The following is a 26,525-nucleotide window of genomic DNA, read 5'->3' as shown; positions in this document are numbered from 1 at the left end:
TGAAATTATTTTTTTTATGCCATTATTTAATTGTAATTGTTTTTAAAATAGCAAAATCAATTAAATCTGTTTTACAACATCGTTTTATTGAAATAATTAGATTTTTCGAAGTCCATTATGTTAATGGAAATAACGGGAACTTCCGGAAGTATTGAATTCAGTTTTGTAACAATTGCTTTTGATAATCTAGCTTTTTGTTCCGAGTTTCGACCTTCCATAATGTAGCCAAAAACATGAATAAAATCGTCTAAAGAATTTCCGTTATTATAATATGAAAAAGGATTTATACGAACTTTAATTTCAGAAGCAGTAAAAAGATCTGTCGATAAAGCCGAATCAAAAACTTCTTTCATTATTTCATCAGCAGATTTTAAGCGGATTACATTTTCAGAACAATCAATTATAAAATGTGGCATAATGTATAGTTTAAGTTAGAAAATTTAAGTTAGACAAAATTACAAAATCTATGTTTCTATGTGTTCAATAAAATTTTATGTTCGTTAAACAATATGCAATCCTAAATAATCCCCATTTATATGTACACTTTCATATATTTGTAAGTCTCATTTATTCTTAAGTAGTTTGAAAAATTCATTCCTGTTTCTTTTACTTGTTCTGTTAAGCTTTCCTGTTTATGCATCGGATAGTACCGATACTATTTTAGATAAGCTTAACGATGCGCTAAGAAATAAACAGCGTTATGTTCAGCTGAAAGAAGAACGCATTTTGAACTTCAAAAAAATAAAATCGGCAGATTTAACGAAAGAACAGGAATACAATTACAATAAAACTTTATATGCTGAATATCAAAAGTTCAATTCAGATTCGGCTATTTTTTACGTAAAGAAAAACATTAAAATTGCTGCTGAACTTCAAAATAAACCTTTACTGGATTTAGCCAACCTGCAATTGGTTACCCTTTATTCCTCTTCCGGAAAATACCGCGAATCTGAAGCTATTTTGAAAAGTATCGATAAAAATACATTGACGAAAGCGTTACTTCAAACGTATTACATTGCGTATCGTGAATTCTTTGAGCACTATGCCGCAAATAGTTACGATATAAAATACATTCAGCAAATCAGAATGTATCGTGATTCATTATTAACCGTTTTAGATCCGAAGACTTTAGATTATCAGATCAATAAAATCCAGCAAGGCATGTCTAAAAAAAAACTAGGCAATGCCCAAAAGCAATTAATGGTTTTGTTGAAAAACATGAAAGAAGATAATCCGCAATATGCGATGGTTACCTATCTTTTAGGAAGTATTTACGAAAACACACATCAATTAGAATTACGAAAAAAATACTACGCACTTTCGGCAACTGCGGATATTAAAAATGCTAATAAAGATAACGCTTCGCTTCAGGAACTGGCATTGGTTTTTTATGAAGTTGGCGATGTTGATATGGCTTATAAACTGACACAGTCGGCCATTGAAGATGCGCTTTATTGCAATGTGCAGTTTAGAACACTTTTGATGTCAGAAGTGTATTCGATTATCAACACGGTTTATTTAGAAAAAGAAGCTAAAAGAAAAACAGAGCTTCAACTGTATCTTTTATGCATTAGTCTACTTTCGTTATTCTTGATTGTAGCGGTTATTTACGTTTACAAACAAATGAAAAAAGTATCCAGAATTCGTGGAGAACTTTATGAAACCAGCCAGAAATTAGCCGAATTAAACAAAGATATTACCGAAACCAACAATCAGTTACAGGAACGTAATTCGCAACTATCAGAATCCAATCACGTTAAGGAAGAATATATTGCGCATTTCTTTAATCTTTGTTCGGCTTACATTAATAAATTAGAAAATTACCGCATTATTTTAAACAAAAAAGCGACAGCAAAGCAGTTTGATGAAATTTACAAAATGCTCAAATCGACAACTTTGGTTGATAATGAGTTAGAAGAATTATACAAAAACTTTGATATTATCTTCCTGAATTTATATCCGACTTTTGTAAAAGATTTTAATGAATTGCTGATAAAAGAAGAACAAATCGTTTTGAAACAAGGTGAATTATTAAATACGGAGCTTCGCATTTTCGCCCTTATCCGACTTGGAATTACCGACAGCGTAAAAATTGCAGCCTTTCTTCGTTACTCTTTAAGTACAATTTATAATTATCGAACCAAAGCTCGAAATAAAGCCGCAGTTTCGAGAAATGATTTAGAAGAAATGGTTATGAAAATAGGTTTAATTAACTTGAAAGTATAACGATTTATTTTAAATTCACTACTTTTTTTAGGTAATAAAATAAATTAAATATTTGATAATCAATATTTTAATTTTTTATTTCACTACTTTTTTTCTTTTAAAAATTCAAAGCATACTATAACGTTTTAGCTTTACAATATTATTATAAGGTACTTTTGACTTGAAGTACTTTGATATAAAATTAAATGCTTTAATAAATTAATAGTTATGTTTAAAAACGTTAAAACACTTCTTGTTTTAGTTGTATTAAGTTCATTCGGTTTGAATGCACAAAATAAAGTTCCGGTTTATCTTGATGATAAAAAGCCAATTAATGAGCGTGTAGAAGATGCACTTTCGAAAATGACAACAGCTGAAAAAATTGCGATGATTCATGCGCAGTCAAAATTTAGTTCACCGGGTGTACAACGTCTTGGAATCCCGGAAAACTGGATGACCGACGGACCGCACGGAATCCGCACCGAAGTAAAATGGGACGAATGGGACCAAGCGGGCTGGACAAACGATTCTTGTATTGCATTTCCGGCTTTAACGGCACTTTCTGCAACATGGAATAAGGGATTGGCTAATTTATACGGAAAATCAATTGGTGAAGAAGCACGTTACCGTAACAAAAATGTATTGCTAGGGCCTGGAGTAAACATTTACAGAACGCCATTAAACGGTCGTAACTTCGAATATATGGGAGAAGATCCCTTTTTAGCTTCAAAAATGGTAGTTCCTTATATTAAAGGAGTTCAATCTAATGGGGTCGCTGCTTGTGTAAAACATTTTGCTTTAAACAATCAGGAAACCAACCGTAATGCCGTAAACGTAATTGTTGATGATCGTGCTCTTTATGAAATTTATCTACCCGCTTTTAAAGCTGCCGTACAAGAAGGCGATGCGTGGGCCATTATGGGTTCATACAATAAATATAAAGGACAACACTGTTGCCATAATGAGTATTTATTAAACGATATTCTTCGCGGAGAATGGGGTTTTAAAGGTGTTGTGGTTTCAGATTGGGGCGGTGTTCACGATACAAAACAAGCGATTCATAATGGTTTGGATATGGAATTTGGTTCCTGGACAAACGGACTTAGCTGGGGAACGAGCAATGCGTATGACAACTATTATTTAGCGAAACCATATTCAGAGATGATTAGAAAAGGTGAAATTGGAACTAAGGAATTAGATGAAAAAGTACGTCGTATTTTACGTTTAGCTTTCTTAACTACAATGGATAAAAACAGACCTTTTGGATCTTTCGGAACAAAAGAACATGCTGATGCTGGTTTAAAAATTGCTGAAGAAGGAATTGTTTTGCTTCAAAACAACAATAACATTTTGCCAATCAACCTTTCTAAAACGAAGAAAATTGCCGTAATTGGAGAAAATGCTATCAAAATGATGACTGTTGGGGGAGGAAGTTCTTCACTAAAAGCAAGATATGAAATTACACCACTTGAAGGACTAAAGAAAAGAATTGGCAATCAGGCTCAAATAGTATACGCTCGCGGTTACGTTGGGGATCCGACAAGTAATTACAACGGCGTTATTGCAAAAGTAAGTTTAGAAGAAAAACGCTCTCCGGCAGAATTAACGGCTGAAGCTTTGAAAGTGGCTAAAGATGCTGATATTGTGCTGTTTATTGGAGGATTAAATAAAAGCGAAAATCAGGATGACGAAGGACACGATCGTAAAGAATTAGGGCTTCCGTACAATCAGGATAAATTAATCAGCGAATTAGCGAAAGTAAATAAAAACATCGTTTTTGTAAATATCTCAGGAAATGCTGTGGCAATGCCGTGGGTTAAAGAAGTTCCGGGAATTGTACAAGGTTGGTTTTTAGGTACAGAAGCAGGAAATGCTTTGGCAGCAGTTTTAGTTGGTGATGTTAATCCGTCCGGAAAATTGACGTTTACTTTTCCGGTGAAATTATCTGATAACGGAGCACATGCTTTAGGAGAATTTCCTGGTGGAGATGAAGTTACATACAAAGAAAGCATTTTTGTAGGTTACCGTTATGCTGACAAACAAAACGCAAAACCATTATTTTCCTTCGGACATGGTTTGAGCTACACAACTTTTGCATACGGAGCTGTAACAGCAGATAAAAAACAAATGGCAGCCGGTGATAAGATCACGTTTTCTGTTAAAGTAAAAAACACAGGAACACGTGAAGGTTCAGAAGTTGTTCAGCTATATATCAGCGATTTAAAATCTTCATTGCCTCGTCCGATAAAAGAATTGAAAGGTTTTGATAAAATTTCGCTTAAAGCGGGAGAAGAAAAAATAGTAACTTTTACAGTAGATAAAACGGCTTTAAGCTTTTTTGATGATAAAAAACACGACTGGGTTGCTGAACCGGGAGCTTTTGAAGCTATCGTTGGTGCATCGTCGACAGATATAAAATCTAAAGTGGGATTCTCACTTCAATAATTTCATTATTTTCTAAATTGGTTGGTTGTAAAGCTGCAATTGTAAAAATTGCGGCTTTGCTTTTTAAAATTAAGTTTTTCTTTTTTTACCATTAAGAGATTAAGTGAATTAAGCGTTGTGTTTAACTTTATCTAGTAAGAATTAAGTTTGACGAACTTAAACTTAATTTTTCTTAATCTCTTAATGGTTCAAAAAAATAAATGAAATGTTTAATTGTAAAAATAAATGACATGAAAAAAATTGTACTAAGCGCTTTCATTTTATTTTTAGCGCAAAATCTTTCGGCGCAAAGCCTGAACAAAATGCAATGGTTTAATGAACCTGAAAAATGGGAAATTAAAAACAATGCTTTAATCATGAATGTTACCGCCAACAGCGATTATTGGCGTATTTCGCATTACGGATTTACCGTTGATGATGCGCCTTTTTACTATGCGAATTACGGCGGAGAATTTGAAGCAAAAGTAAAACTAACCGGAAACTACATTGCCCGTTTCGACCAAATGGGATTAATGATTCGCATTGACGAAAAAAATTACATCAAAACCGGAGTGGAGTTTGTCGACGGAAAATTCAATATCAGTACCGTTGTAACGCATGATAAAAGCGATTGGAGCGTAACAACTTTAGACAAAGCACCGCCATTTGTTTGGATAAAAGTCGTGCGACGATTAGATGCCATTGAAGTTTTCTTTTCTCTTGATGATAAAAATTACATTCTTGCCAGAAATGCACCTTTACAAGACAACACACCAGTTATGGTAGGCTTAATGGCTGCATCTCCGGACGGAAAAGGTTTTGAAGCCAAATTCGAAAACTTTAAAGTAACGCATTTACCAGATCAACGCAGATTAGAATGGCTTAAAAATCACCAGGAATAATTGTTAATTATGAATTATTAATTATGAATTGTTAGTTGTGAATATTAAATTAACCATTAACCATTAACCATTAACCATTAACCATTAACCATTAACCATTAACCATTAACCATTAACCATTAACCATTAACCATTATATGGATCTTAAACCAAAAAAGCATTATGAAATTTTAGACGGTTTGCGTGGACTAGCTGCAATATTAGTTGTTGCTTTTCACATTTTTGAAGCCTTTTCTGGTGGAAACCGTTTTGTACAAATCATCAATCACGGCTATTTGGCTGTTGATTTCTTTTTTCTGTTATCAGGATTTGTTGTCGCTTATGCGTATGACGATCGTTGGATAAAAATGACACAATGGGAATTTTACAAACGACGTTTAATTCGCTTACAGCCCATGGTTATTATGGGGATGATCATTGGCGCGGCATTATATTATTTCCAGGCTTCGGATATTTTATTTCCGCAAATTGCTAATACACCATTCTGGAAAGTATTGTTGGTAATGTTGGTCGGTTTTACATTAATTCCGTTAACGCCATCGGCAGATATTAGAGGCTGGGGCGAAATGCATCCTTTAAATGGTCCGGCATGGTCACTTTTCTTCGAATATATTGCGAATATCCTGTACGCCTTGTTTTTCCGCAAATTCTCGAACAAAGTACTCTCGGTTTTTGTACTGATTTTTGCAGGACTACTAATTAATTACACCGTTTTTGGTCCAAAAGGAGATGTTATTGGCGGATGGTCGTTAAATCTGGAACAAATGAATGTTGGTTTTACGCGTTTGTTGTATCCGTTTTTTGCCGGGATTCTGCTTTCTCGTTTAGGAAAATTAATTCACATAAAAGGAGCTTTCTGGGTTTGCAGTATTTTAATCACGATTGTTCTGGCATTGCCAAGATTTGGAGATGAAAACAGCTTATGGATGAACGGTTTATACGAATCAATTTGTATTATTCTGGTTTTTCCTTTAATAGTTGCGATTGGCGCCGGAGGAGAAGTAGGAAATCCGTTTTCGATTAAAATATGTAAATTTTTAGGTGATATTTCATATCCAATTTATATTACACATTATCCGCTAATTTATTGGTATACTGCTTGGGTTGTCGATAATAAAGTTTCTCTGGCAGATGGATATTTATGGGGAATTGGACTTTTGATTGCCAGTATTGTTCTTGCTTATTTATGTTTGAAATTATACGATGAACCGGTTAGAAAATGGCTTCAAGAGAAGATTCAAAGAAACAAAGGTGCAGAGGTACAAAGGTAAAAAAAGGTGCAAAAGAGAACTTTTTCCCCTTTGCAACTTTGTAACTCTGAACTATAAAAAAACGAATTTCTAATTTGTTAGTTATTAGCAATTCAAAAAAAGGGATAAACAATTAAGTTTATCCCTTTTGCATTTATATAATGAATTTTTTCAGAAAGGAACAAAGACAATCAAAGAAAACCTTTGTCCCTTTGAACCTCCGCACCTTTGAACCTAAAAAAAAAAACTTATTCTAAAACCAAAGCTCCTAAAGCTTCTTTGCTAAAACCTTTCAATTCTTCTGTTTTACCGGCTTTAATTTTCGCAACCCAATTTGGATCAGATAATAAAGGTCTTCCCACAGCAACCAAATCAAAATCGCCTCTGTCGAAACGTCTGTTTAATTCTTCTAAAGAAGTTGGCTGAGAACTTTCTCCTGCAAAAGCACCGAAGAAATCTCCTGAAAGACCAACAGAACCAACAGTAATTGTTGGAGCACCCGTTACTTTTTTAGCCCAACCTGCAAAGTTTAAATCAGAATCTTCAAATTCAGGTTCCCAGAATCTTCTTTGAGAACAGTGTAAAATGTCAACTCCGGCATCAACAAGTGGCGTAAGCCAGGCTTCTAATTCTTGCGGATTTTTAGCCAGTTTATAATTATAATCAGAAGGTTTAAATTGAGAAAAACGCATGATAACAGCAAAGTCGTTACCAACTTGTTTTCTGATTTCTTTTACCACTTCAATTGCAAAACGATTACGTTCCGGTAACGTTTTTCCACCATAAATATCAGTACGTAAATTAGTTTCAGCTCTAAAAAACTGGTCAATCAAATAACCGTGTGCACCGTGAATTTCGATCGTATCAAAACCTAATCTTTTAGCATCAGCAGCAGCTTTTCCAAAAGCAATAATAGTATCTTCAATATCTTTCTGCGTCATGGTATTTCCATTGCTGAAATCAGGTCTGTTTAATCCTGATGGACCTTCAAAAGGAACTGGCGGAACCCATCCTGAATGATGATTGTCCATAATTCCCATATGCCAGATTTGTGGTCCCATCGAACCTCCCGCTGTGTGAACTTCTTCTATCACTTTTTTCCATCCTTTTAAGGCTTGATCACCATAAAAATGAGGAACATTTCCGTCGTTAGATGATGAAGGTCTGTCGATCACAGTTCCTTCAGATAAAATTAAACCAACTTCACCTTCAGCTCTTTTTTGATAGTAAGCAGCTACTTCATCAGTTGGAATTCCGTTTGGAGAAAATGAACGCGTCATTGGCGCCATTACGATTCGGTTTTTAAGATTTAACGTTTTTAAGTTAAATGGCGAAAACAGGTTGTTTGTACTCATAGTAATTTACAAATTAGATTGAATTAATTTACTGAGTGCTTCAAAGGCACCTTCGTTGCGTTTATAGTAAGTCCATTGTCCAACGCGAGTCGCTTCTATAAAGCCTGCACGCTGTAAAATAGATAGATATTCAGAAACTGTTGATTGTGTTAATCCGGCTTTCGCCTGAATCTGTCCAACACAAACTCCGTGTTCAAATCCTGCATGCTGGAGTTGCTCCGGAAAGTTTATTTCGGGATTTTTTAACCATTCCAACATTTGCAATCTCGACTTGTTAGATAATGCTTTAAAGATTTCTATATGTTCCATGTTGCAAATATATCGACTTTTCCCGATATACCAATTAAGTAAAAAATATTTAGGATAATTTTATGATGGGAGCATATATTAAAAGATGTTTTATATTTGCTCGTAGATTAAAAAGCCTCAAACTAAAATAAACTAATCCATTATGAAAAAAACTCTACTCATTTTAGCATTTTTATGTTGTGTAATAACAAGTTCAAAAGCTCAGGTTATAGGAACTGACATAGGCGATATCGCTCCCGAAATCGATCTTCCGGATCCAACAGGAAACAACGTTGTACTTTCTTCTTTAAGAGGAGAATTAGTGTTAGTAGATTTCTGGGCATCATGGTGTGGACCTTCTATTAAAGAACAACCGGAATTGATAAAATTGTACAATGCATATCCTGATAAATTTACGATTTACAGTGTTTCTATGGATACTAAAAAGCCGCTTTGGTTAGCTGCAATTGCCAAACAAAAATTACCGTGGACACAAGTAAGCGATTTAAAATACTGGAAATCTCCGGTTGTTGGAGATTACATGCTTCAATCTGTACCATTAAATTTTCTAATTGATAAAAACGGAATTATCGTAGCGAAAAACATTCACGGAAATGCTTTGAATGAAATGGTTAAGAGTTTGCTTGGGCAGTAAAAAGTGAAATAAAATTGTATCAGGTTTTGATATTTCGGGAAATATTTCATGTTTGCAGAAAAACTTACAATTAATAAAAAATAATGGAAGAGAGATTAAAAGATTACGAAAGAACTATTATTAGAAAACATAGTTTTGGGTCGCCAAAGTATAAAGAAGATTTTCACACATCATTGAGTCAAACGATTTTTATTCCTATTGTAGAAAAAACAATTTTAAAATTAGGCTGGGATATCGTATATAAAGATGAAAAGTCGATTGAAGCAAAAAGAAAGGAAAAGTCATTAGGAATTGAAAGATGGACTGAAGCTATTACAATTACTTTTAATCATGGAAATGTCGAAGTAAAAAGTGAATCTTTAGGAAATGAAATGTGGGATAATGGGAGAAATTCTAAAAGGGTGAAATTGTTTATTCATGCTTTTAAGGAGACTGAAAATGAATTTGACAGAGAAGCTTTGAACGAATTGGAAAAGGAAACTGAAGCGAAGAATAATTGGGATGATTACGTAATTCCGGATCATTTGCCTGCGCCACATGCATCAAGAAAAAAGAATTTTTCAATTGTATCAATTGGAAGTTTAATTATATCCCTACTACTTGGTTTGGTAATTGCAACAATTTCTATTCACGGAATTTATTTCATTGGAGTTTTTGAAGTTTTGGTTGGAATTTCGTTGGCCTATTTATTAAAATATTTGATAAAATGGTCCAATTTTACAGAGATTAAAAAGATGGAATATTTATTAATGGGAATGGTTTTTCTAACTTATTTTTCCAATCAATATTTTCAGTTTGAAATTATTTTACTTGAAAACAACTTAGAAAGAATCAGTTTTTTCGAATTTTTAAAAATTAGATTGGAACAAGGTTTAACAATCAAAACCTTAAATACCGGTTGGATAGGGTTGATTGTAAGCTGGATTGTGCAATTAGTATTAACTTATTATGTGGCATTTTTAAGGTTACTTTCAATAATAACAACGTATCAATTAGAAAAAATTCCGGTTGAAGTTTTGGATTTTTGTAATTATCATTTTATAAAAGGAAAATCTGAACAGGAAGTAAGAAATGAACTTTCGAAGAAAGGTTGGACGTTAATTGAAAATCAAAATGAAGTTTTTGAAGCCGTGGGAGCTATTTATGGAAAAATAGAGTTAGGAAGATTGAAGTGATAATTTTATAATATGCAGTAAACGAATTAATATTCATAATGGAATCAAAACTTAGTTTATCGGAATTCCGTAAAAGATTAGAAAACAATACAGAAATAGGCTCGCTTAAAATAAATTTAAGTTTATTGAGGCTATATCCTAAATTTCGAGGAGTAAAGCCTTTCTATGGACTTTTTGATGATAAAAGTTTTCGATTAACTGTAAATTCAACAACATCACCAACACATTTTATTGTAAAAGGAAATTATAAAAACGTTAATAATGTAATTAAAATAAATTACACTGTTGAACCAAACAGTAAAGCTCAATTAATTTGGGCGTATTATTCTCCAATAATCCTTATTCTGGCAATTAATATATTTTTTCTCTTTTTTGCAAGAGGACTTAGGCGAGCGTCTACAATTGTGAATTTGTTTTTGCTTTTTATGGCTTTTTATTCGAGATGGAGAGAGGAAAGAAAAAGGAAAAAACTAGAACAAAAGTTCATTAAACTATTTGAAATTATTGAATAAAACTAGTTCTAGTTTGTCATTCCGAGCAACGGGGAATCTCCGCAAGTAATGCTACAAAGATTGTCGATTCTCGTTATGGAGATTTTTCGTTCCTCGGAATGACAATAGAATTATCTTTGACAAAGATTAACAAGTGTTATTATTTAAGCTTTAAAAAGCAATTCCAAATTGAAAACCCGCCGTAAAAGTAGCAGGATGATTGTTGCCAAAACGTACCGGCAAAGGAACTGCCACAAAATAACTGCAATTTTCGCCTTTAATCACGGTTTTGTTAAGGACAGGCGTAACACCGTATCTTCCACCGCTTTCAAAAGCCAGCCTTCCGGCAAATGTATAACCATTTCCTAAAGCAACTAAAACGCCCGGATGAAATAAAATATTGGTGACTTTATCAGTGCCATTTTCATCTTTTATATTTGGAACAATTTCAAAAGAAAAACCTATTTTTTGATTCTTCCAAATGTTGATTCCCGTTGGAAAACCTACCGCATAATAATCTCTGAAATTTAAGTTGGTCTGTTCATTACTAACAGTCAAAATAGGATGAAGTATTCCAAAATATCCCGTTATTTTTGGATATGTAGTTTGAGAAAATCCAATGGTACTGAAGAAAAATAAAATAAGTAATGCAGTGTGTTTTAAAAAAGTCATGATAGTTTGGTTTTATTAAAAAACAAAACTATGTATACTTAAAAGAGATAAATAGAACGCTATTTACGTTTTGTATCTGAATTACTTTTTAGCGCATTTTTTCTATACGAAGAAGGATTTTTGCCAGTATGCAATTTAAATATTCTCGTAAAGTGACTTTGATCTGAAAACCCCGTCATGTAAGCAATTTCGGTAAGCGTGTAAGTTGAATTCTGAATGAGATTTATGGCTTTTTCGATGCGTAATTTTCTAACATATTCCCCAAAATTAAGATCTTCAAAATATTTAGAAAATTCTCTCGATAAATAAGAAGGATTAAGTTCTAAATCACTCGATATTTTTTTAAGATCAAAAGCAAATTGTGTATCTATTTGATCCTGAATGATTTCTTTCAAATCCTTAACCCATGAAGGTGTTTTTTTGTTTGACTTTTTCTCAGACAAAAATTTGTTGTAAACTTCATGAAGTAAACTTTCGAAAGGGCTATTCTGCAAATGCTTTTGTTGGTATAAATGAGTTGCCCAACTGTAGAGCGCATCATAAATAAGCATTCCGTTTTTTAACAATTCAGAATCGTCTGTTATATTGTGCGAAAGACCAGCAGAAATTGCCCATAGCCCGGCAGATTCTTTTGCAATATCGTGTCGGTCCGTATCAGCACCACGAACAATTTTAGACATGATTAAAACTGCAGGATCGTCGATTTTGTACTTTTTTATAATATAATCAAAAGTACATTCTTCATTATAATGCGTAAATTCTACATTAGGAATATCAAACGGAATTGCATCTAATTCTTTTGCTTTAGTTAAAACAGTATCAAAAGGTACAAATATAAATTCAGCATCATGATCAACAAACTTTTTGATAAGCCACGGACAAGCAATTCGGTCAATTTTTGGTCTTTCTCTGGTAATCCATTTCATTTTGAAAAGTTCTTAAAAACCAAAGTTAGTTCATTCCGTCGATGCTATTTCTAACACCGCCAAAACTTGTTTTTAGCATTTCCCGAACCTGAAATTGGGTTTTGTTTCTGGTTATGGCATTCCATTCTTTAAAATCATAAATATGAATTTTTTGCGCATACGGATTCGTAACAAACGAAATTCTTGAAATAGAGTATTTAAAGAATTTTAATTCATGCGAAATATGTCGGTCAGGAACAACAATAAGTATCGTTTCCCATTTCAGGAAATCCTTCGGGATATCGGCTCTGTCAGTTAATCCAAGATGCTCAAAAAAAGCAATTATTTTTTGATCATTTAGTTTATCAATCTTCTCATCTATACGCTTAATAGTGCTAAGAAGCGTATTTTTATCTTTTATAACACTCATAAGATTATTTGTCTTTTATTGGATTTCTACATAAAATTACATCAAAAGAATAATATTCGGTAACGAACGGTTGATAGAATGATTCTAAATTTTTTGATGCCTAATTTTCAGTTATTATTCTTAAGCAGAAACAATCATATTTTGATGAAATACTATTATTTTATTCGGTTTAAAAAGAATATTTTTATCGCTATTTCCAAAACAAATTAGTTAAACGCTTATTTATGAAAACTATTTCTTCAAAAGGAATTCTGTTCTATTTTATTTTTTTGATATCGTGCTATGCTTCAGCACAAAGTAAATCAGAAAGAGAACTAACTTTAATCGATAAAGACTGGCGTTTTTCGTTTGGGCATTTGTACGATACCCAAAAAGATTTTGGTCATGCAACCGGATATTTTTCTTATTTAACGAAAACCGGATTTGGAGACGGACCCGCAGCAACAGGATTTGATGATCGCGCCTGGAGAAAATTAGATCTTCCGCACGATTGGGCTGTAGAACAATCTTTTAGTGAGAAAGCGAGTTACAGTCACGGATTTAAAACGGCAGGAAAAAATTTCCCTGAGAAAAGCATTGGCTGGTACCGTAAAAAAATCAGCATTCCGGAAAGTGATAAAGGCAAAATTATCTCTTTAAAATTTGATGGTGTTTTTAGAAATTCAAAAGTATTTTTTAATGGCTATTTCCTCGGAACAGAAGAAAGCGGTTACAACGGATTTGAATATGATGTTACGGCTTACGCAAATTATGGCGGAGAAAATACAATTGTAGTTCGCGTTGATGCTTCTATGGAAGAAGGCTGGTTTTATGAAGGCGCGGGAATTTACAGACACGTGTATTTGCAAAAAACAAATCCGCTTCATGTTGCAACAAACGGAACTTATGTAACCTTAGAAATTAAAGAAAATAATGCTGAAATTTCGGCAGTAGTTACTATTGAAAATAAAGGAAATTATAAAGGTCAATTTGAGATATTGCAAAGTATTCAGGATGCTTCCGGAAAAGAAGTAGCAGTGAAAACAGAAAATGCAACAGCTCCGGAATTTTACAAATCATCAACTTATACTTCAAAATTAAAGGTTCAAAATGCGTTGTTATGGGATATTGAAACGCCAAATTTATACCGATTAATTACTCAGATTAAGCAAGAAGGAAAAATAATTGATCGTTATGAAACGCCATTCGGAATCAGAACCATTCGATTTGATGCAGAAAAAGGATTTTTTCTTAACGGAAAACCGGTAAAATTAAAAGGAACCAACAATCATCAGGATCATGCAGGAATAGGAACCGCTTTGCCGGATGAATTGCAATATTACCGAATTAAAAAGCTGAAAGAAATGGGATCTAACGCTTATCGTTGCTCGCATCATCCGCCAACGCCTGAATTATTGAAAGCTTGTGATGAATTGGGAATGTTGGTTATTGATGAAACCCGATTGATGGGAATTAACGATTATCATTTAAATGATTTAAAGCGAATGATCGAACGTGACCGCAACCACCCAAGTATTTTTTGCTGGTCGGTTGGAAATGAAGAATGGAATATCGAAGGCGGAATTGTTGGTGAACGCATTACCAATGTGATGCAGGGATTTACTAAAAGTATGGATACTACAAGACCAGTAACGGTTGGAATTAGCAGTGGTTTTAAAAGCGGAATTTCATCTGTAGTTGAAATTATGGGCTATAATTATCTTGGAAACGGAGATATTGATGCGCACCGAAATCAATTTAAAAACCAGCCCGGAATGGGAACGGAGGAAGGTTCGACTTTTGCAACGCGTGGTGTTTATTTTACAGATGATGCCAAACATTATCAAAGTGCTTACGACAAAAAACCGCGTCCAACTTTTTACAGCATTGAAGAAGGCTGGAAATTTTATGCAGAAAGACCTTATTTGGCCGGAATGTTTATCTGGACGGGATTTGATTATCGCGGAGAACCAACGCCTTATGGTTGGCCGTCGGTAACATCTTATTTTGGAATGATGGATGTTTGCGGTTTCCCGAAAGACAATGTGTTTTATTTGAAATCATGGTGGGGAAATGCGCCTCTTTTGCACATTATGCCACATTGGAACTGGAGTGGAAAGGAAGGAAAAGAAATTGCTGTTTGGGTACATTCAAATTGCGATGAAGTAGAACTTTTCCTGAACAAAAAAAGCCTCGGAAAAAAGAAAATGGAAGTAAACAGCCATTTAGAATGGAAAGTGAATTATGAACCGGGAACGCTTGAAGCTGTTGGTTATAAAAACGGAAAAAAGATACTGACAGAAGTTCAAAAAACAACCGAAGCTGCTGAAAACATAAAACTTACACTTGATAAAGAAAACGTGGCAAATGCAAATGTAGCTGTTGTAACAGTAGAAGTTACAGACAAAAAAGGATTGCAAGTACCAACTGCAAATAATGAACTAACCTTTGCCATAAAAGGAGGAAAAATTCTGGGCGTAGGAAACGGAAATCCGACATCGTTAGAAAAAGATCAGTTTTTTGAGGAAACAGAGCTTGTTGCAATCACTAATTTTGAAGAGAAGAAACTGGCTTCGGCTGAGCTTCCCAATCAAACTTCTGATTCAGAAAATAACTGGAAGGAAGCTTTTAAAGACAGAGATTATAAAAATCAGGCTCCGGCCTATGTGTACAGAGGGAAATTTGATTTAAAAAACAATTCAAAAACAAATACAGTGAACTTCTTTTATAAAAAAATTGGCGTAAATGCAGTTGTTTTTGTAAACGGAAATAAAATTGCTCCAAGTGCAGAAGATCCTGAAAAATATGTTTTTAACGCCGCAGTTTTAAAACAGGGAGCAAACACAATTCAGATTATTGCGCCGCCATTGCAAAAGGTAAAAGAATGGGATGTTATGAATACTGATCCCGGAATTATTCAGGTTATTACGCCATCTGAACCGTGGAAAAGAAAACTTTTTAACGGTTATGCTCAGATAATTATTCAGAAAGATGAAAACGCAGTTGAAGCTGTTTTATCGGCTTCTGCCAAAGGATTAAAACCGCAATCTATTTTAGTTTTTAAGAAACAGTAATCTTTTAATTTCACATTTATTTTCTCTAAAATATTTCTTAATATTGGTCTTCAAATAAATACCATTTATAATCTTAAATAATACCCCTAAATGTTAAATGATCTTGCGTTTTATTTAAGTATCGTTCTTGTCATACTTTTGCTCATTATGGTCAGCAACAAGATAAAAGTTGCTTATCCGGTTTTATTGGTTTTGGCAGGACTGGCGATTAGTTTTATTCCCGGAATTCCGGTGTTGCGTATCGATCCGGAACTTATATTTTTTATTTTCCTTCCGCCTTTATTATATGAAGCATCATGGAAAATTTCCTGGAAAGAAATGTGGCGCTGGCGACGTATTATAACCAGTTTTGCATTTTTGGTAGTGTTTTTTACAGCACTTACTGTAGCGCTTGTAACTAATTATTTTATACCCGGATTTTCATTGGCATTAGGATTTTTACTTGGCGGAATTGTTTCTCCACCAGATGCCGTGAGTGTTGGTGCCATTTTAAAATTCGTAAAAGTGCCTCGACGCATGTCTTCAATTTTAGAAGGAGAAAGTCTTTTAAACGATGCCTCTTCGCTTATTATTTTTCGCTTTGCCTTGATAACTGCAGGAACCGGACAATTTGTATGGTATAATGCTGTAACCAGTTTTGGATGGATGCTGATAAGTGGTGTGGGAATAGGTTTGGCTATTGGTTTTATTTTTATGAAATTGCATAAATACCTGCCAACAGATGCCAATATAGACATTGTACTTTCTATAGTAACGCCTTATATTATATATCTCGTTGCCGAAGAAGTGCACAGTTCAGGAGTTCTTGCCGTAGTTAGTGGCGGGTTGCTACTGTCAAACAATAGGCTTTCTTTTTTAAGCAGTACTTCGAGATTACGGGGCATAAATGTCTGGGAGAGTTTCTGCTTTATACTCAACGGCTTAATATTTATGTTTATTGGACTTGATTTACCCGAAATTACTTTAGGACTTGGAGAAGTTAGTATTGCATCAGCCATTGCTTACGGTCTGCTTGTGACGGTAGTTTTAATAGTTGCCAGAATAATATCATCTTATGCGGCAGTAGTAACAACACTTGTTGCCCGAAAATTTATAACCGTTGCAGATACCAGGCATCCTGGTTATAAGGGAATTGTAATTCTAGGCTGGTCTGGTATGCGCGGTGTTGTTTCGTTGGCAGCCGCATTATCAATACCAGTTCACGCTCAGGGCGGGGCAGATTTTCCACAGCGAAATCTTATTCTCTTTATCACATTTGTTGTCATATTAACGACATTATTATTGCAAGGACTTACTTTGCCATGGGTCATTAAAAAACTGGACATGCCTGATCCGGATTTTATTATGCCAGATGATGAAATGTATAATAAATTAAGAAGATTGCTTGCGCAGGAAGCCTTAGATTATTTAAAAGGAAATTACAGTAAACAACTGGAAATAGAGCCTGTATTGCAACAATTAGCAACAAAATGGGAACATTCAAGTATTTCTAACAACGATGATATTTTGATGACAGATGAAGCCAAAAAAGTCTACAGAGAAATACTGGACATGCAAAGAAAATGGCTTACCGATAAAAACAAAGATCGAAGAATAGATGAAGAAATTGTTCGAAAACACATTCTCCATCTTGATCTTGAAGAAGAAAGACTGCAATTCTTGTAATTGTTATTTTTGATTCAGGTTTAAAAGTTTTAACCGCAAAGTTCGCAAAGTTTTAAAACAAAGCTTTGCGAACTTCGCGGTTTTACAAAACATCACTCATAAAAAACCTTGCGAACTTTGCGGTTAAATATTTTTCCTCATTCAACTTGAAACTAAAAACTATTTAACGTCTTTATAAACTACTTTCCAGATTCCTTTTTCTTTAGAATAAGTTTCTGTTACAGAAATAGTTTTAGCATCTTTTCCTTCTGCCTTATTTGTTTCCAAAAACGTTAGTACAGCAGTATTTTCATTTGAAAAAACAATTCTGAAATCTTCTGCAGCCGGGTTTGCTTCTTGTTTGGAGAAAAGTTTTAATAATGGCTCTTCCTTAATGTATTTTGTTAACTCATAAGTGCTTACCGGACCATTGTGCGTTGGATAAATCGTTTTAACTTTATTTTCGATGGCAATTTTCTCAATCAATTTTAAATTTTCATCTGCGAGTTTTTTGTTTTCGTGAAAGAAATGTTCTCTAACATGATGGCCATCAGGAACCAATCCTCCGCCTTGCGATTTGAATGTTCCTACGAAAGCATCTCCCACAAAAAGATTGTCACCAATAAGAATTAATAAATCACCAGGCGTATGTCCGCCTTTAATCGGAATTATTTTTCCGCTTACGCCATATTTTTCAAGATCAATATTGGCATTTTCAACAATAATATCCGGAGTAAAAGGCTGATAACTTAAATCAGAATACGGTCTGAGTCGGTTTCCCCAAATACTCACATCTTCAGATTTTGACAATTCAGTTTTGCCCGAAGTAAATTTATTAAGATCAGCTTTGCTTCCTGCAATTTTAATTTTAAAAGTCTGTTGAAGGAATCGCGCATTTCCTGCATGATCTCCGTGTCCGTGCGTAACAATTGCCAGCGTAATGTTTTCAGGTTTAAACCCCAGCTTTTTAATCGAATTCACTAAACTATCCTGATATCCGGGAACAGGAACTCCGGTTTCTATTAAAAGTAACTTTTCACTGTTGCCTTTTATAAGATAAGCTTCTGAAAAATAATTCTGAATGTGAAAGATTTCAGGTTTTGAATTCTGCTTAGTTTGAGCTGTTATCTTAAAATTGATAAGAATTAAAAGAAATAACAATAAAGAAACTTTTCGTTTATTGTTTTTGTAAATGCTATTTTTCATTTTTATTATTTTAGATTATTTTGTCTTTATTGACTATGCAAATTTGAGACAGAATAGAAAGAATAAAAATGAACTGGTTTAGGAAATAAGGTTGAACCAGTTTAACTTTTTGAGGTTTTTCCGTTTCTGATTTTACTAAGATACTCAGTACTAAAACCCAAATACGAAGCCAAAGCATATTGCGGAACGCGCTTTGCAATTGCCGAATATTTGCTCATGAATTCGTCGTAGCGTTCCTCGGCCGTTTTAGTAAAATTAGATAAAAGTCTTTTTTGATGAAAAGCTAAAGAGCGTTGCGTAATAATGCGTTCGAACTTTTCGAGTTTCGGAATTTCAGCAAGAAACTTTTGCTCGTCTTCATATTCAATCTGAATGAGAACCGAATCTTCGAGTGCTTCAACAAACAAAGTCGCAGGTTCCTGATAAATTAAACTGCTGTAATCTGAAATCCACCAATCTTCAATAGCAAATGATAAAGTATGTTCTTTTCCTTCGTTATCAACCAAATATCCCCTGAAAGCACCTTTTACAACATAACTTTTATGTTTGCACACAAAGCCCGGCTGTACAATAAATTGTCTTTTTTTGACTTTTGTAATTTTCAAAAAAGTAGCCAGATGATTTTTTTCATCCTCAGTCAAATCAACATATCTTGAAATATAATCTATAACGGGCAGCAAATCCTTCATTTAACAAAGATAAAAGGTCTAAAAGAAATTCCAATCTTTTTAAATTCCAAATTCCAATTTTGCGTTCGGGTTATCTTGTCAAAGTTTACAACCGGTAAACATTAAGTTACTTTGGATTTCAGTTTATAATTTGAAATTAAAAAAGATTGGAATTTTATTTTTATTTTTTTTATTTGATTTTCATAACTTTGCAAAATGAAAGATCAAGTAGATTGTCATGTTTCAGACTCAGGAGTAAATGATTTAAAACTAAAAGGTTTTAAAGTTTATGAAATAAATGAAGATGTAAGTAAGATTCCGACCTATAATCGCAGGGATTTTTACAAAATTTGTATTAATACAAGTAAAAGCCTCATTCATTATGCAGACCGCGGAATAGAAAATGACGGAACCATTTTGTTTTTCGGAAATCCTCATATTCCATATTCCTGGGAAACTATTTCGCCTTCGTATAGTGGCTACGCCTGTGTTTTTACCGAAGAATTTTTAAAGGTAAACGATCGTTCTGAAAGTCTTCATGAATCGCCTTTGTTTAAAATAGGCGGAACTCCAATTTTTACATTATCACCTGAACAAAAGGTATTTATAGATTCATTGTTTCAAAAAATGATTGAAGAGCAAGCTACAGATTATGTCTTTAAAGATGATCTGATGCGCAATTACATCAACCTGATTATTCATGAATCGATGAAAATGCAGCCTTCGGAGAATTTCTTCAAACATAAAAATGCATCTTCGAGAATCACTTCTTTATTTTTGGATTTATTAGAAAGACAATTTCCCATAGAAACTAAAAACGAACCTTTAATTTTAAAAACACCGCAAGATTACGCGCAAAGTCTTTCTGTACACGTAAATCATTTAAACCGATCTGTAAAAGAAATCACCGGAAAGCCTACTACGGCTCATATTACAGAGAGAATTATTGGCGAAGCAAAAGCATTGCTGCAACATACAGATTGGAGTATTTCAGACATCGGTTATTCACTTGGATTTGAATATCCGAGCTATTTTAACAATTACTTTAAAAGACTTACAGGTACAATTCCGAAGTCGTTAAGAATGTAAATTGTTTCATATTCTTAATTTTATGTTTGATTATTGTTATTTGACTTCCTATTTACTATAGTAAATTTGCGCTCAAATAATGAGTATTAATCATTTATCGGTTTTTAGCGAACTAAAATAATACTTCTAAAGCGCATCTTGCTTTCCTGATTAGTTCAATACTGATATTTAAAACAAACAATTATGAAAGCAACAGAAAACCAATTAAATAACACCATTTTCCCCAAAGGAGATTTAGCTCCGGCAGATTACTTTACAGGAAAAGCTTGGATTAAAATGTTAGTTCCGAATGATCCGATTTTAAATACGGCTGTCGGAAATGTTGTTTTTGAAGCCGGCGCAAGAAACAATTGGCATACACATCCGGGTGGACAAATTTTAATCGTAACGCACGGAACAGGATATTATCAGGAAGCAGGAAAACCAATTCAGTTACTTCAGGTGGGCGATGTAGTGAACATTCAACCCGAAGTTAAACATTGGCACGGCGCTTCACCAGACAGTGAATTTACACACATTGCCATCAGTACCAATACAATAAGCGGAATCGTCGACTGGCTTGAACCCGTAACCGATGAGCAATACAATAGTTTTAAATAAACCAACTAAACCAATTTATATGTCAACAACTTACAGCACCGTTATCGAAGAAGGAAAAGTTCCTAATACTTATATGACTGGCGAAGTTTCATATAAGAAACAAACCAGCGATATTCATCCCGAAAATACAGTTATTAAAGAAGTAACCTGCGAACCAGGAGCGAGATGCAATTGGCACATCAATTTAAGTTTGCAATTGCTTATCGCTAAAGATACCGGATATTTTCAGGAAAAAGGAAAAGCAATAAGATTGCTTCATAAAGATGAAGTAGTTACTATTTTGCCAGGCGTAGAACACTGGTATGGTGCAACACCTTTCAGTAAATTCTCCTACATAGCCATTATCACAGAAATTGATAAAGGTTATGCGCTTTGGTTAGAGAATGTTACGGATGAAGAGTATTTTAGCTTTTAATTTTAAGGTTCTAAGTTGCTAAGGTGCTAAGGTGCTGAGTTGCTAAGTTTTTTCTATTAAAAGTTTATAAAATCTCAGGACCTTAGCAACTCAGTACCTCAGAACCTTCTAAAAAAAAAATAAACCCCTTAAGCAATTCAACTCTTAAGGGGTTTTCTCAAAAAAAAAATACCAGTACCAATTATTATTTTTTATCTAAGTTTTCTTTCAACAACTTAGCATGTTCTAAATGAGCAGTAAGACCGGCAATATTATTCGATGCCCAAAGTTTGACGTCTTGATCTTTAGCGTTTTCAGCAGCCTTTTTCAACTTGTCAATTGCTTTTTCGTGGCCATCGACCATCATATCGGCGAATTTTTTGTCGAAATCAACACCTGATTTTTCATTTAGTTTATTGTATTCTTCTTGTCCTTCTTCAGTTAAAGAAGTTGGTAATGAGAAGTTTTTAGTTTTAGCTAAAGCACTTAGTTCAGACGCTGCTTTAGTATGCTCATCAACAAGCATTTTACCAAAGTTTTTCACTTCTGTATTTGTACCTTTAGTTTGTGCAAGTTTTCCGATTTGGATTTCAGCTAAATTAATTTCAGCCTGATCAACTAAATATTCAGAATCATCTTCTTTACTATCAATAGTATCAAATTTTGCTTCATTAGCATCTTCAGCAACCTCCTTTGGATCTTCTTGTTTCGTTTCGTTTTTGCAAGAATTCAAGAATATAATGATTAATCCGGCGCTTAAAATAACCTTTCCTGCTAATAATAACTTTTTCATGATTTTATAGTTTAAATGTTATAGTGTAAAATTATATTAGAACAGAATGGTTTGTTTTACAGCATTTTTAAATAATGTTACAGGATTTAAATATCGTATTTAACAAATAGTTTATATTCGCTTTTAAACAATAAAAATCAACCTTAAAAAAACTTTATTAAAAAGATACTTATTGACACTAACTATAATAAATAGAATTATTGCGCTCAGATTTGCGTATAATGTATTTTTAGGATGATCTGGGCAATTTTAGGTTGAAATATTAAAATTAAAAAGCAAGTAACGAAAGCGCGAATCTTTGTCAAAGTTTAAAATTTTGACAAAGATCTTAATCATACATAAAAGATACATTCAATGACTAGAACTAAAATATTTGCGGGATTATTATTAATGGTCTTTCTTTATATAAATTACTTTTCATCTTTTGTAATGCCTTGGCAAAAGGAAGCAGCAATTAACTGTGCTCTAAGTTGGGGGCAATTAAGAGAACTTCCTAAAGATGCTGAAATTACTCATATGGAAAAACGAGGAAGTGCTTTTACCAGACAATATATTATTGAATTTAAGAGTTCTGAATCTGAGATAAAAAAATGGATTCTAGAAAGTAAAGGGTTCAAAAATAATAAGCCCAAAATAATAAATGAAACGAAAGTGTATGAAATTCATCCAAAAGGATTTAATCCTTATGGCGGAAAAGTAAAAATAAAAGAAAATGTTGTTTATATAAATATGAGTTGGAGTTGATAAAAAGTTATAATCTGAATATCGCTCAAGCCAATAACAAAGCCATAATGAAATAAAAATCAATTTAATTGCTAATTTTCCTTGATAAAATAAACTCAAAATGAATAAAACATTACTTATATTTTTACTTCTTGTTAGTTTCAATTCTTATTCGCAAATAGGTGAAGGTCAAAAATTTTGTGAAGAGTCAAAAATTGGAAATTACTTTCCTGTTTCTTCATTTAATTTTAATAAAAAAATATTATGGTACAAAACCTATTATAAAGAAATAAAGAAAGATCCAGAGACTATTAACGGCAAAGTTTATACTGTTTTTGAACAAAAATGGGAAGATAAAAAAATTAGCTTATTATATTTAAGAGAAGAAAATGGTATTGTTTATCAATATGATCAAGATCTTAAACAAGAAACCGTTAGATATAATATTGCATTCAAAGAAGGAGATAAATGGAAATCAGCAGATGGGAAAGATGAATATAAAATTATTTCCTATAATGGAGAATTACAAACGCGATATTGTATCTATAAAAACCTTTTAGTAATCGAAGCAAAAATGAGTTATGGTAATTTTAAATTTTATTACTTTAAAGGTCATGGGTACATTGGAGCAACTAAAGATGGTCATTTAGTCTCATTCGTTAGTCCGGAGTAAGTATATTTTCAGATATAAATTAGTAAATAGATAAATAAAATTTAATTCATATTTTCGTTCTTATTAACTCTAATTCTTATTCAAAAAACAACTAAAATATGCCCTTCATCACAAATCAAAAACTAATTGAAATATTTTTACGTCTTGCAATTTCCATCAGCTTCCTTTCTGCCGTGGCAGATCGATTTGGTTTATGGAGCAAAGAAGTTTCGGCTTGGGGAAATTGGGATAATTTCGTCGCGTATACAAGAGTTTTAAATCCGTTAATTCCGGAAAGCCTTATTAATCCCATTGCCATTATTGCGACCGCAGCTGAGGTTATTTTCGCAATTTTTCTTCTCATCGGATTCAAAACCGAATTGTTTGCTAAACTAAGCGGATTTATACTGTTAATATTTGCGTTGAGCATGACATTTACTATAGGAATCAAAGGTCCGTTAGATTATTCTGTTTTCACTTCGGCTGCCGCAGCTTTTGCTTTAAGTTTAATGAAAGAAAAATACCTTGAAGTCGGTTAAACGATTAACCAAATAAACAAAATTTTAGATAAAAAAAAGCCTGATTCTCGAAAAGAATCAGGCTTTTTTTTATCTAAAATTTTAAATACGAACTAATTATATAAAATATGCGAATGATTATATAACGGGATTAGCCTTGATTTTTGAGAATTTTGTATGACTCACAACTACTATTATTAACCTAAATTTTATGATCATGCCAGACGCAAGAATTAAAAACGAAAAGCAATATCAAGCTCTGTTAGAGATAGGATATAGTAAAGAAAAAGCCGCACGAATTGCCAACGCACCAGAGGCAGTTGAAAAAGGAGCAAACGCAAAACCATATGAAGAATGGACCAAGGAAGAATTGTATCAACAAGCCAGGAAAGTAGGTCTTGAAGGTCGTTCTTATATGGACAAAAACAATCTTATCAAATCATTACGAACCAATTAGAATATTTAGAATTCATTTTCTAAGCAAAAATATATGAATGCCAAACTCACCCAGGAAAAATTAATGGACCAATTGATAAAAGCACCTCAATTGGTTTTAGAAAAATTAGATTTAGTTTATGTACAAGATCATACACTCACCATTCAGCGATTGAGAGAAGGCGAGGGGTTTATCTATAAAAAAAACGGAAGGCACGTTAAACAAAAAAGTGAATTAAAACGCTTTAGCAGTTTAGTACTTCCGCCAGCTTGGGAAAATGTCAGAATTGCAGATTTGTCAAACGGACATCTTCAGGCAGTTGGAACTGATGTAAAAAACAGAAAACAATATCGCTATCATCCAAAATGGAATTTGATCAGAAATCAGACTAAATTCTATAAAATAGCCGAATTCGGAAAATACCTGCCTGAAATTAGAGCGCAGGTCGATCGTGATTTGGAACAAAAAGAATGGTGCAAAAACAAAGTTACAGCGCTTGTGATTCGGTTAATGGAAGAAACACATATCAGAATCGGAAACGAAAAATATGCAAAAGACAATAAATCGTACGGACTTTCGACTTTGAGAAAAAGACACATCAATATCAATAAAAATACGCTTCGTTTTGAATTTGTGGGTAAAAAAGGAGTAAAGCATACCATTACAACGAGAAACAAGCAATTGGTAAAATTAGTTGGTCGATGTGAAGAAATTCCGGGTATGGAAGTTTTTAAATATTATGATGAAAACGGCGAACGCAAAGTTTTAGACAGTCATATGGTGAATCAATATCTTCATGAAATTACTGGCAAATATTTCAGTGCCAAAGATTTTAGAACATGGGGAGCATCATTAATATTTTTTGAAACCTTAGCAAGCATCGGAACAACAACTGATGAAAAAGAAATTAAAAAAAATATCGTTGACGCTTTTGAAACTACTGCCGAAGCTTTAGGAAATACAAAAACGGTTTGTAAAAATTATTACGTACATCCACTTCTTGTAGCAAGTTATGAAGATGGTTCGATTCAGCAATATTTTGATAGAGCTAGAAAATGCAGAAGTAATCAACCGCATTTTTCGCATTCAGAAATTGCTTTTTCTGAGTTAATTGGAAATTTTCAGCCTGAATTTTCATAATTAAATGGATTGAGATAAAAATTGAACGTTTTGAGTTAATGACTTTTTATTTAATATCGCAACTTTGAGATATTAAAATGGGAATTCAAAATTGGGGAAACGAAACGACACATTATCTTAATTGATCAATGTGTCGTTTCATTTAAAGTAAAAATTAAAATTATGGAAACAAAAAGCGGTGCTTACCAGGATATATATATAAAAAGAGAAAATGAATTGGTAAGTTTAAAAAATGATGTTACAGATTTTTGCGAAAAATACATTAAACCAGTTAATCCGGACAATTGGGATTGGTCTGTCCGTGATTTTGAAGATCCGCTCAATGACCCTACAATAGACGAGGCTAGAGCCATTGCTGCCGTAATTTATCGCGATTTAAATAAAGACAAGGAAACTGATGTTGATCTTTCGACAATGAATAATGTGGAAGCTATTAAGGCTTACCTGAACCCAAACAGCAGACACGAAAGATTTAATATGGAAGAATTCGCTTTTGCCTTAAAAGTCGAATTAGAACACGGAAAAATAAAGGATGTTAACGTTACTAATAACCATCCGTTTTTAACGGCAATGATTGCACTTGCTCACATGACAGAAAGTTTAACCTATTATAAAAGACTGGCAGTTATGGAAGCGCAGGGAGAAATTTTTGAAATTATGCGTAAAATAGAAAATTCTGAAACAGGAAAAGAAGAATGGTATAAAGAATTAGGCAAAGCCGAATTGGAATTGAATGAAGCCCGAATGGGACTTGCTGAACGTCTGGAAAAAATGGATGATATTCCGACTCTCGATAAAATAGGAGATTAATTTATTGATCTCCTTATATATGCGTTAATTTTAATTCATAGAAAAAG

General features: G+C 33.4%; 27 protein-coding genes. 18 read left to right on the top strand and 9 right to left on the bottom strand.

The window, feature by feature from the left end:
- Positions 1-71: 71 nt before the first annotated feature.
- On the bottom strand, positions 72-416 hold the full coding sequence (locus tag EV143_RS05700; protein ID WP_133507004.1) for a 5-carboxymethyl-2-hydroxymuconate Delta-isomerase: 345 nt from the start codon (positions 414-416) through the stop codon (positions 72-74).
- Between the two features lie 166 nt (positions 417-582).
- Here EV143_RS05700 and EV143_RS05695 point away from each other — a divergent pair, with 166 nt between their 5' ends.
- From EV143_RS05695 to EV143_RS05680, 4 genes are all read left to right on the top strand, one after another.
- Positions 583-2,226, top strand: a complete 1,644-nt coding sequence (locus tag EV143_RS05695; protein ID WP_133507003.1) for a DUF6377 domain-containing protein — start codon at positions 583-585, stop codon at positions 2,224-2,226.
- 207 nt (positions 2,227-2,433) lie between these two features.
- Positions 2,434-4,650, top strand: coding sequence for a glycoside hydrolase family 3 C-terminal domain-containing protein (locus EV143_RS05690; RefSeq protein WP_133507002.1), 2,217 nt, complete (start codon positions 2,434-2,436; stop codon positions 4,648-4,650).
- Between the two features lie 230 nt (positions 4,651-4,880).
- On the top strand, positions 4,881-5,531 hold the full coding sequence (locus EV143_RS05685; RefSeq protein ID WP_133507001.1) for a DUF1349 domain-containing protein: 651 nt from the start codon (positions 4,881-4,883) through the stop codon (positions 5,529-5,531).
- 137 nt (positions 5,532-5,668) lie between these two features.
- A complete protein-coding gene (locus tag EV143_RS05680) occupies positions 5,669-6,802 on the top strand; it encodes an acyltransferase family protein (protein WP_133507000.1) in 1,134 nt (377 codons plus the stop codon).
- Positions 6,803-7,029: 227 nt separating this feature from the next.
- Here the strand turns inward: EV143_RS05680 and EV143_RS05675 are convergent, their stop codons facing one another.
- Entirely contained in the window at positions 7,030-8,136 is a 1,107-nt protein-coding gene (locus tag EV143_RS05675) for an NADH:flavin oxidoreductase (RefSeq protein WP_133506999.1), read from the bottom strand.
- A 6-nt stretch (positions 8,137-8,142) separates the two neighbouring features.
- Complete coding sequence (locus tag EV143_RS05670) at positions 8,143-8,445, bottom strand: ArsR/SmtB family transcription factor (protein WP_133506998.1); 303 nt, start codon at positions 8,443-8,445, stop codon at positions 8,143-8,145.
- 142 nt (positions 8,446-8,587) lie between these two features.
- Between EV143_RS05670 and EV143_RS05665 the strand changes: the two genes are divergently transcribed.
- The 3 genes from EV143_RS05665 to EV143_RS05655 all read left to right on the top strand — a co-directional run bounded on the left by EV143_RS05665 (position 8,588) and on the right by EV143_RS05655 (position 10,766).
- Positions 8,588-9,079, top strand: a complete 492-nt coding sequence (locus EV143_RS05665) for a TlpA family protein disulfide reductase (RefSeq protein ID WP_133506997.1) — start codon at positions 8,588-8,590, stop codon at positions 9,077-9,079.
- Positions 9,080-9,162: 83 nt separating this feature from the next.
- On the top strand, positions 9,163-10,254 hold the full coding sequence (locus tag EV143_RS05660) for a hypothetical protein (protein WP_133506996.1): 1,092 nt from the start codon (positions 9,163-9,165) through the stop codon (positions 10,252-10,254).
- 38 nt (positions 10,255-10,292) lie between these two features.
- A complete protein-coding gene (locus tag EV143_RS05655) occupies positions 10,293-10,766 on the top strand; it encodes a hypothetical protein (protein WP_133506995.1) in 474 nt (157 codons plus the stop codon).
- 150 nt (positions 10,767-10,916) lie between these two features.
- Here the strand turns inward: EV143_RS05655 and EV143_RS05650 are convergent, their stop codons facing one another.
- Genes EV143_RS05650 through EV143_RS05640 form a run of 3 tightly spaced genes read right to left on the bottom strand, consistent with a single transcriptional unit; the run spans position 10,917 to position 12,752 of the window.
- Positions 10,917-11,417, bottom strand: a complete 501-nt coding sequence (locus EV143_RS05650) for a hypothetical protein (protein WP_133506994.1) — start codon at positions 11,415-11,417, stop codon at positions 10,917-10,919.
- A 59-nt stretch (positions 11,418-11,476) separates the two neighbouring features.
- Positions 11,477-12,343, bottom strand: coding sequence for a chromate resistance protein ChrB domain-containing protein (locus EV143_RS05645; RefSeq protein ID WP_133506993.1), 867 nt, complete (start codon positions 12,341-12,343; stop codon positions 11,477-11,479).
- A gap of 25 nt (positions 12,344-12,368) precedes the next feature.
- Positions 12,369-12,752: a hypothetical protein gene (locus tag EV143_RS05640; RefSeq protein ID WP_133506992.1), complete on the bottom strand. Its 384-nt coding sequence runs from the start codon at positions 12,750-12,752 to the stop codon at positions 12,369-12,371.
- A 224-nt stretch (positions 12,753-12,976) separates the two neighbouring features.
- On the opposite strand from EV143_RS05640, the gene galA reads away from it, so the two are divergent.
- Together galA and EV143_RS05630 are read left to right on the top strand one after the other, a co-directional pair.
- Positions 12,977-15,805 carry a beta-galactosidase GalA gene (gene galA / locus EV143_RS05635; RefSeq protein WP_133506991.1) on the top strand — a complete coding sequence of 943 codons (2,829 nt, stop codon included), beginning with the start codon at positions 12,977-12,979 and terminating at the stop codon, positions 15,803-15,805.
- Positions 15,806-15,895: 90 nt separating this feature from the next.
- A complete protein-coding gene (locus tag EV143_RS05630) occupies positions 15,896-17,470 on the top strand; it encodes a Na+/H+ antiporter (protein ID WP_133506990.1) in 1,575 nt (524 codons plus the stop codon).
- Between the two features lie 159 nt (positions 17,471-17,629).
- Here the strand turns inward: EV143_RS05630 and EV143_RS05625 are convergent, their stop codons facing one another.
- A complete protein-coding gene (locus tag EV143_RS05625) occupies positions 17,630-18,655 on the bottom strand; it encodes an MBL fold metallo-hydrolase (protein ID WP_133506989.1) in 1,026 nt (341 codons plus the stop codon).
- 101 nt (positions 18,656-18,756) lie between these two features.
- Positions 18,757-19,344 carry a Crp/Fnr family transcriptional regulator gene (locus tag EV143_RS05620; RefSeq protein ID WP_133506988.1) on the bottom strand — a complete coding sequence of 196 codons (588 nt, stop codon included), beginning with the start codon at positions 19,342-19,344 and terminating at the stop codon, positions 18,757-18,759.
- A gap of 195 nt (positions 19,345-19,539) precedes the next feature.
- On the opposite strand from EV143_RS05620, the gene EV143_RS05615 reads away from it, so the two are divergent.
- The 3 genes from EV143_RS05615 (at position 19,540) to EV143_RS05605 (ending at position 21,427) form a co-directional block, all read left to right on the top strand.
- The gene (locus EV143_RS05615; protein ID WP_133506987.1) at positions 19,540-20,412 is read left to right on the top strand and encodes a helix-turn-helix domain-containing protein; all 873 of its coding nucleotides are present in this window, start codon (positions 19,540-19,542) and stop codon (positions 20,410-20,412) included.
- Positions 20,413-20,595: 183 nt separating this feature from the next.
- Entirely contained in the window at positions 20,596-21,012 is a 417-nt protein-coding gene (locus EV143_RS05610) for a (R)-mandelonitrile lyase (RefSeq protein WP_133506986.1), read from the top strand.
- Entirely contained in the window at positions 20,987-21,427 is a 441-nt protein-coding gene (locus EV143_RS05605) for a cupin domain-containing protein (RefSeq protein ID WP_243739801.1), read from the top strand. The genes EV143_RS05610 and EV143_RS05605 overlap by 26 nt, the downstream gene beginning before the upstream one ends.
- 184 nt (positions 21,428-21,611) lie before the next feature.
- Here EV143_RS05605 and EV143_RS05600 read toward each other — a convergent pair whose 3' ends face one another.
- Entirely contained in the window at positions 21,612-22,199 is a 588-nt protein-coding gene (locus EV143_RS05600) for a DUF4142 domain-containing protein (RefSeq protein ID WP_133506985.1), read from the bottom strand.
- Positions 22,200-22,553: 354 nt separating this feature from the next.
- On the opposite strand from EV143_RS05600, the gene EV143_RS05595 reads away from it, so the two are divergent.
- The 6 genes from EV143_RS05595 (at position 22,554) to EV143_RS05570 (ending at position 26,478) form a co-directional block, all read left to right on the top strand.
- On the top strand, positions 22,554-22,943 hold the full coding sequence (locus EV143_RS05595) for a hypothetical protein (protein WP_133506984.1): 390 nt from the start codon (positions 22,554-22,556) through the stop codon (positions 22,941-22,943).
- A gap of 100 nt (positions 22,944-23,043) precedes the next feature.
- Complete coding sequence (locus EV143_RS05590) at positions 23,044-23,595, top strand: hypothetical protein (protein WP_133506983.1); 552 nt, start codon at positions 23,044-23,046, stop codon at positions 23,593-23,595.
- Positions 23,596-23,693: 98 nt separating this feature from the next.
- On the top strand, positions 23,694-24,113 hold the full coding sequence (locus EV143_RS05585; RefSeq protein ID WP_133506982.1) for a DoxX family protein: 420 nt from the start codon (positions 23,694-23,696) through the stop codon (positions 24,111-24,113).
- A 196-nt stretch (positions 24,114-24,309) separates the two neighbouring features.
- Positions 24,310-24,549, top strand: a complete 240-nt coding sequence (locus EV143_RS05580) for a DUF7218 family protein (RefSeq protein WP_133506981.1) — start codon at positions 24,310-24,312, stop codon at positions 24,547-24,549.
- A gap of 33 nt (positions 24,550-24,582) precedes the next feature.
- On the top strand, positions 24,583-25,668 hold the full coding sequence (locus tag EV143_RS05575) for a DNA topoisomerase IB (RefSeq protein WP_133506980.1): 1,086 nt from the start codon (positions 24,583-24,585) through the stop codon (positions 25,666-25,668).
- A gap of 162 nt (positions 25,669-25,830) precedes the next feature.
- Positions 25,831-26,478, top strand: a complete 648-nt coding sequence (locus tag EV143_RS05570) for a DUF5661 family protein (protein WP_133506979.1) — start codon at positions 25,831-25,833, stop codon at positions 26,476-26,478.
- Positions 26,479-26,525: the final 47 nt, after the last annotated feature.

This window comes from Flavobacterium chryseum (genome assembly GCF_004362015.1).
Lineage (GTDB): Bacteria > Bacteroidota > Bacteroidia > Flavobacteriales > Flavobacteriaceae > Flavobacterium.
This window is presented reverse-complemented; position numbering and strand designations above follow the sequence as displayed.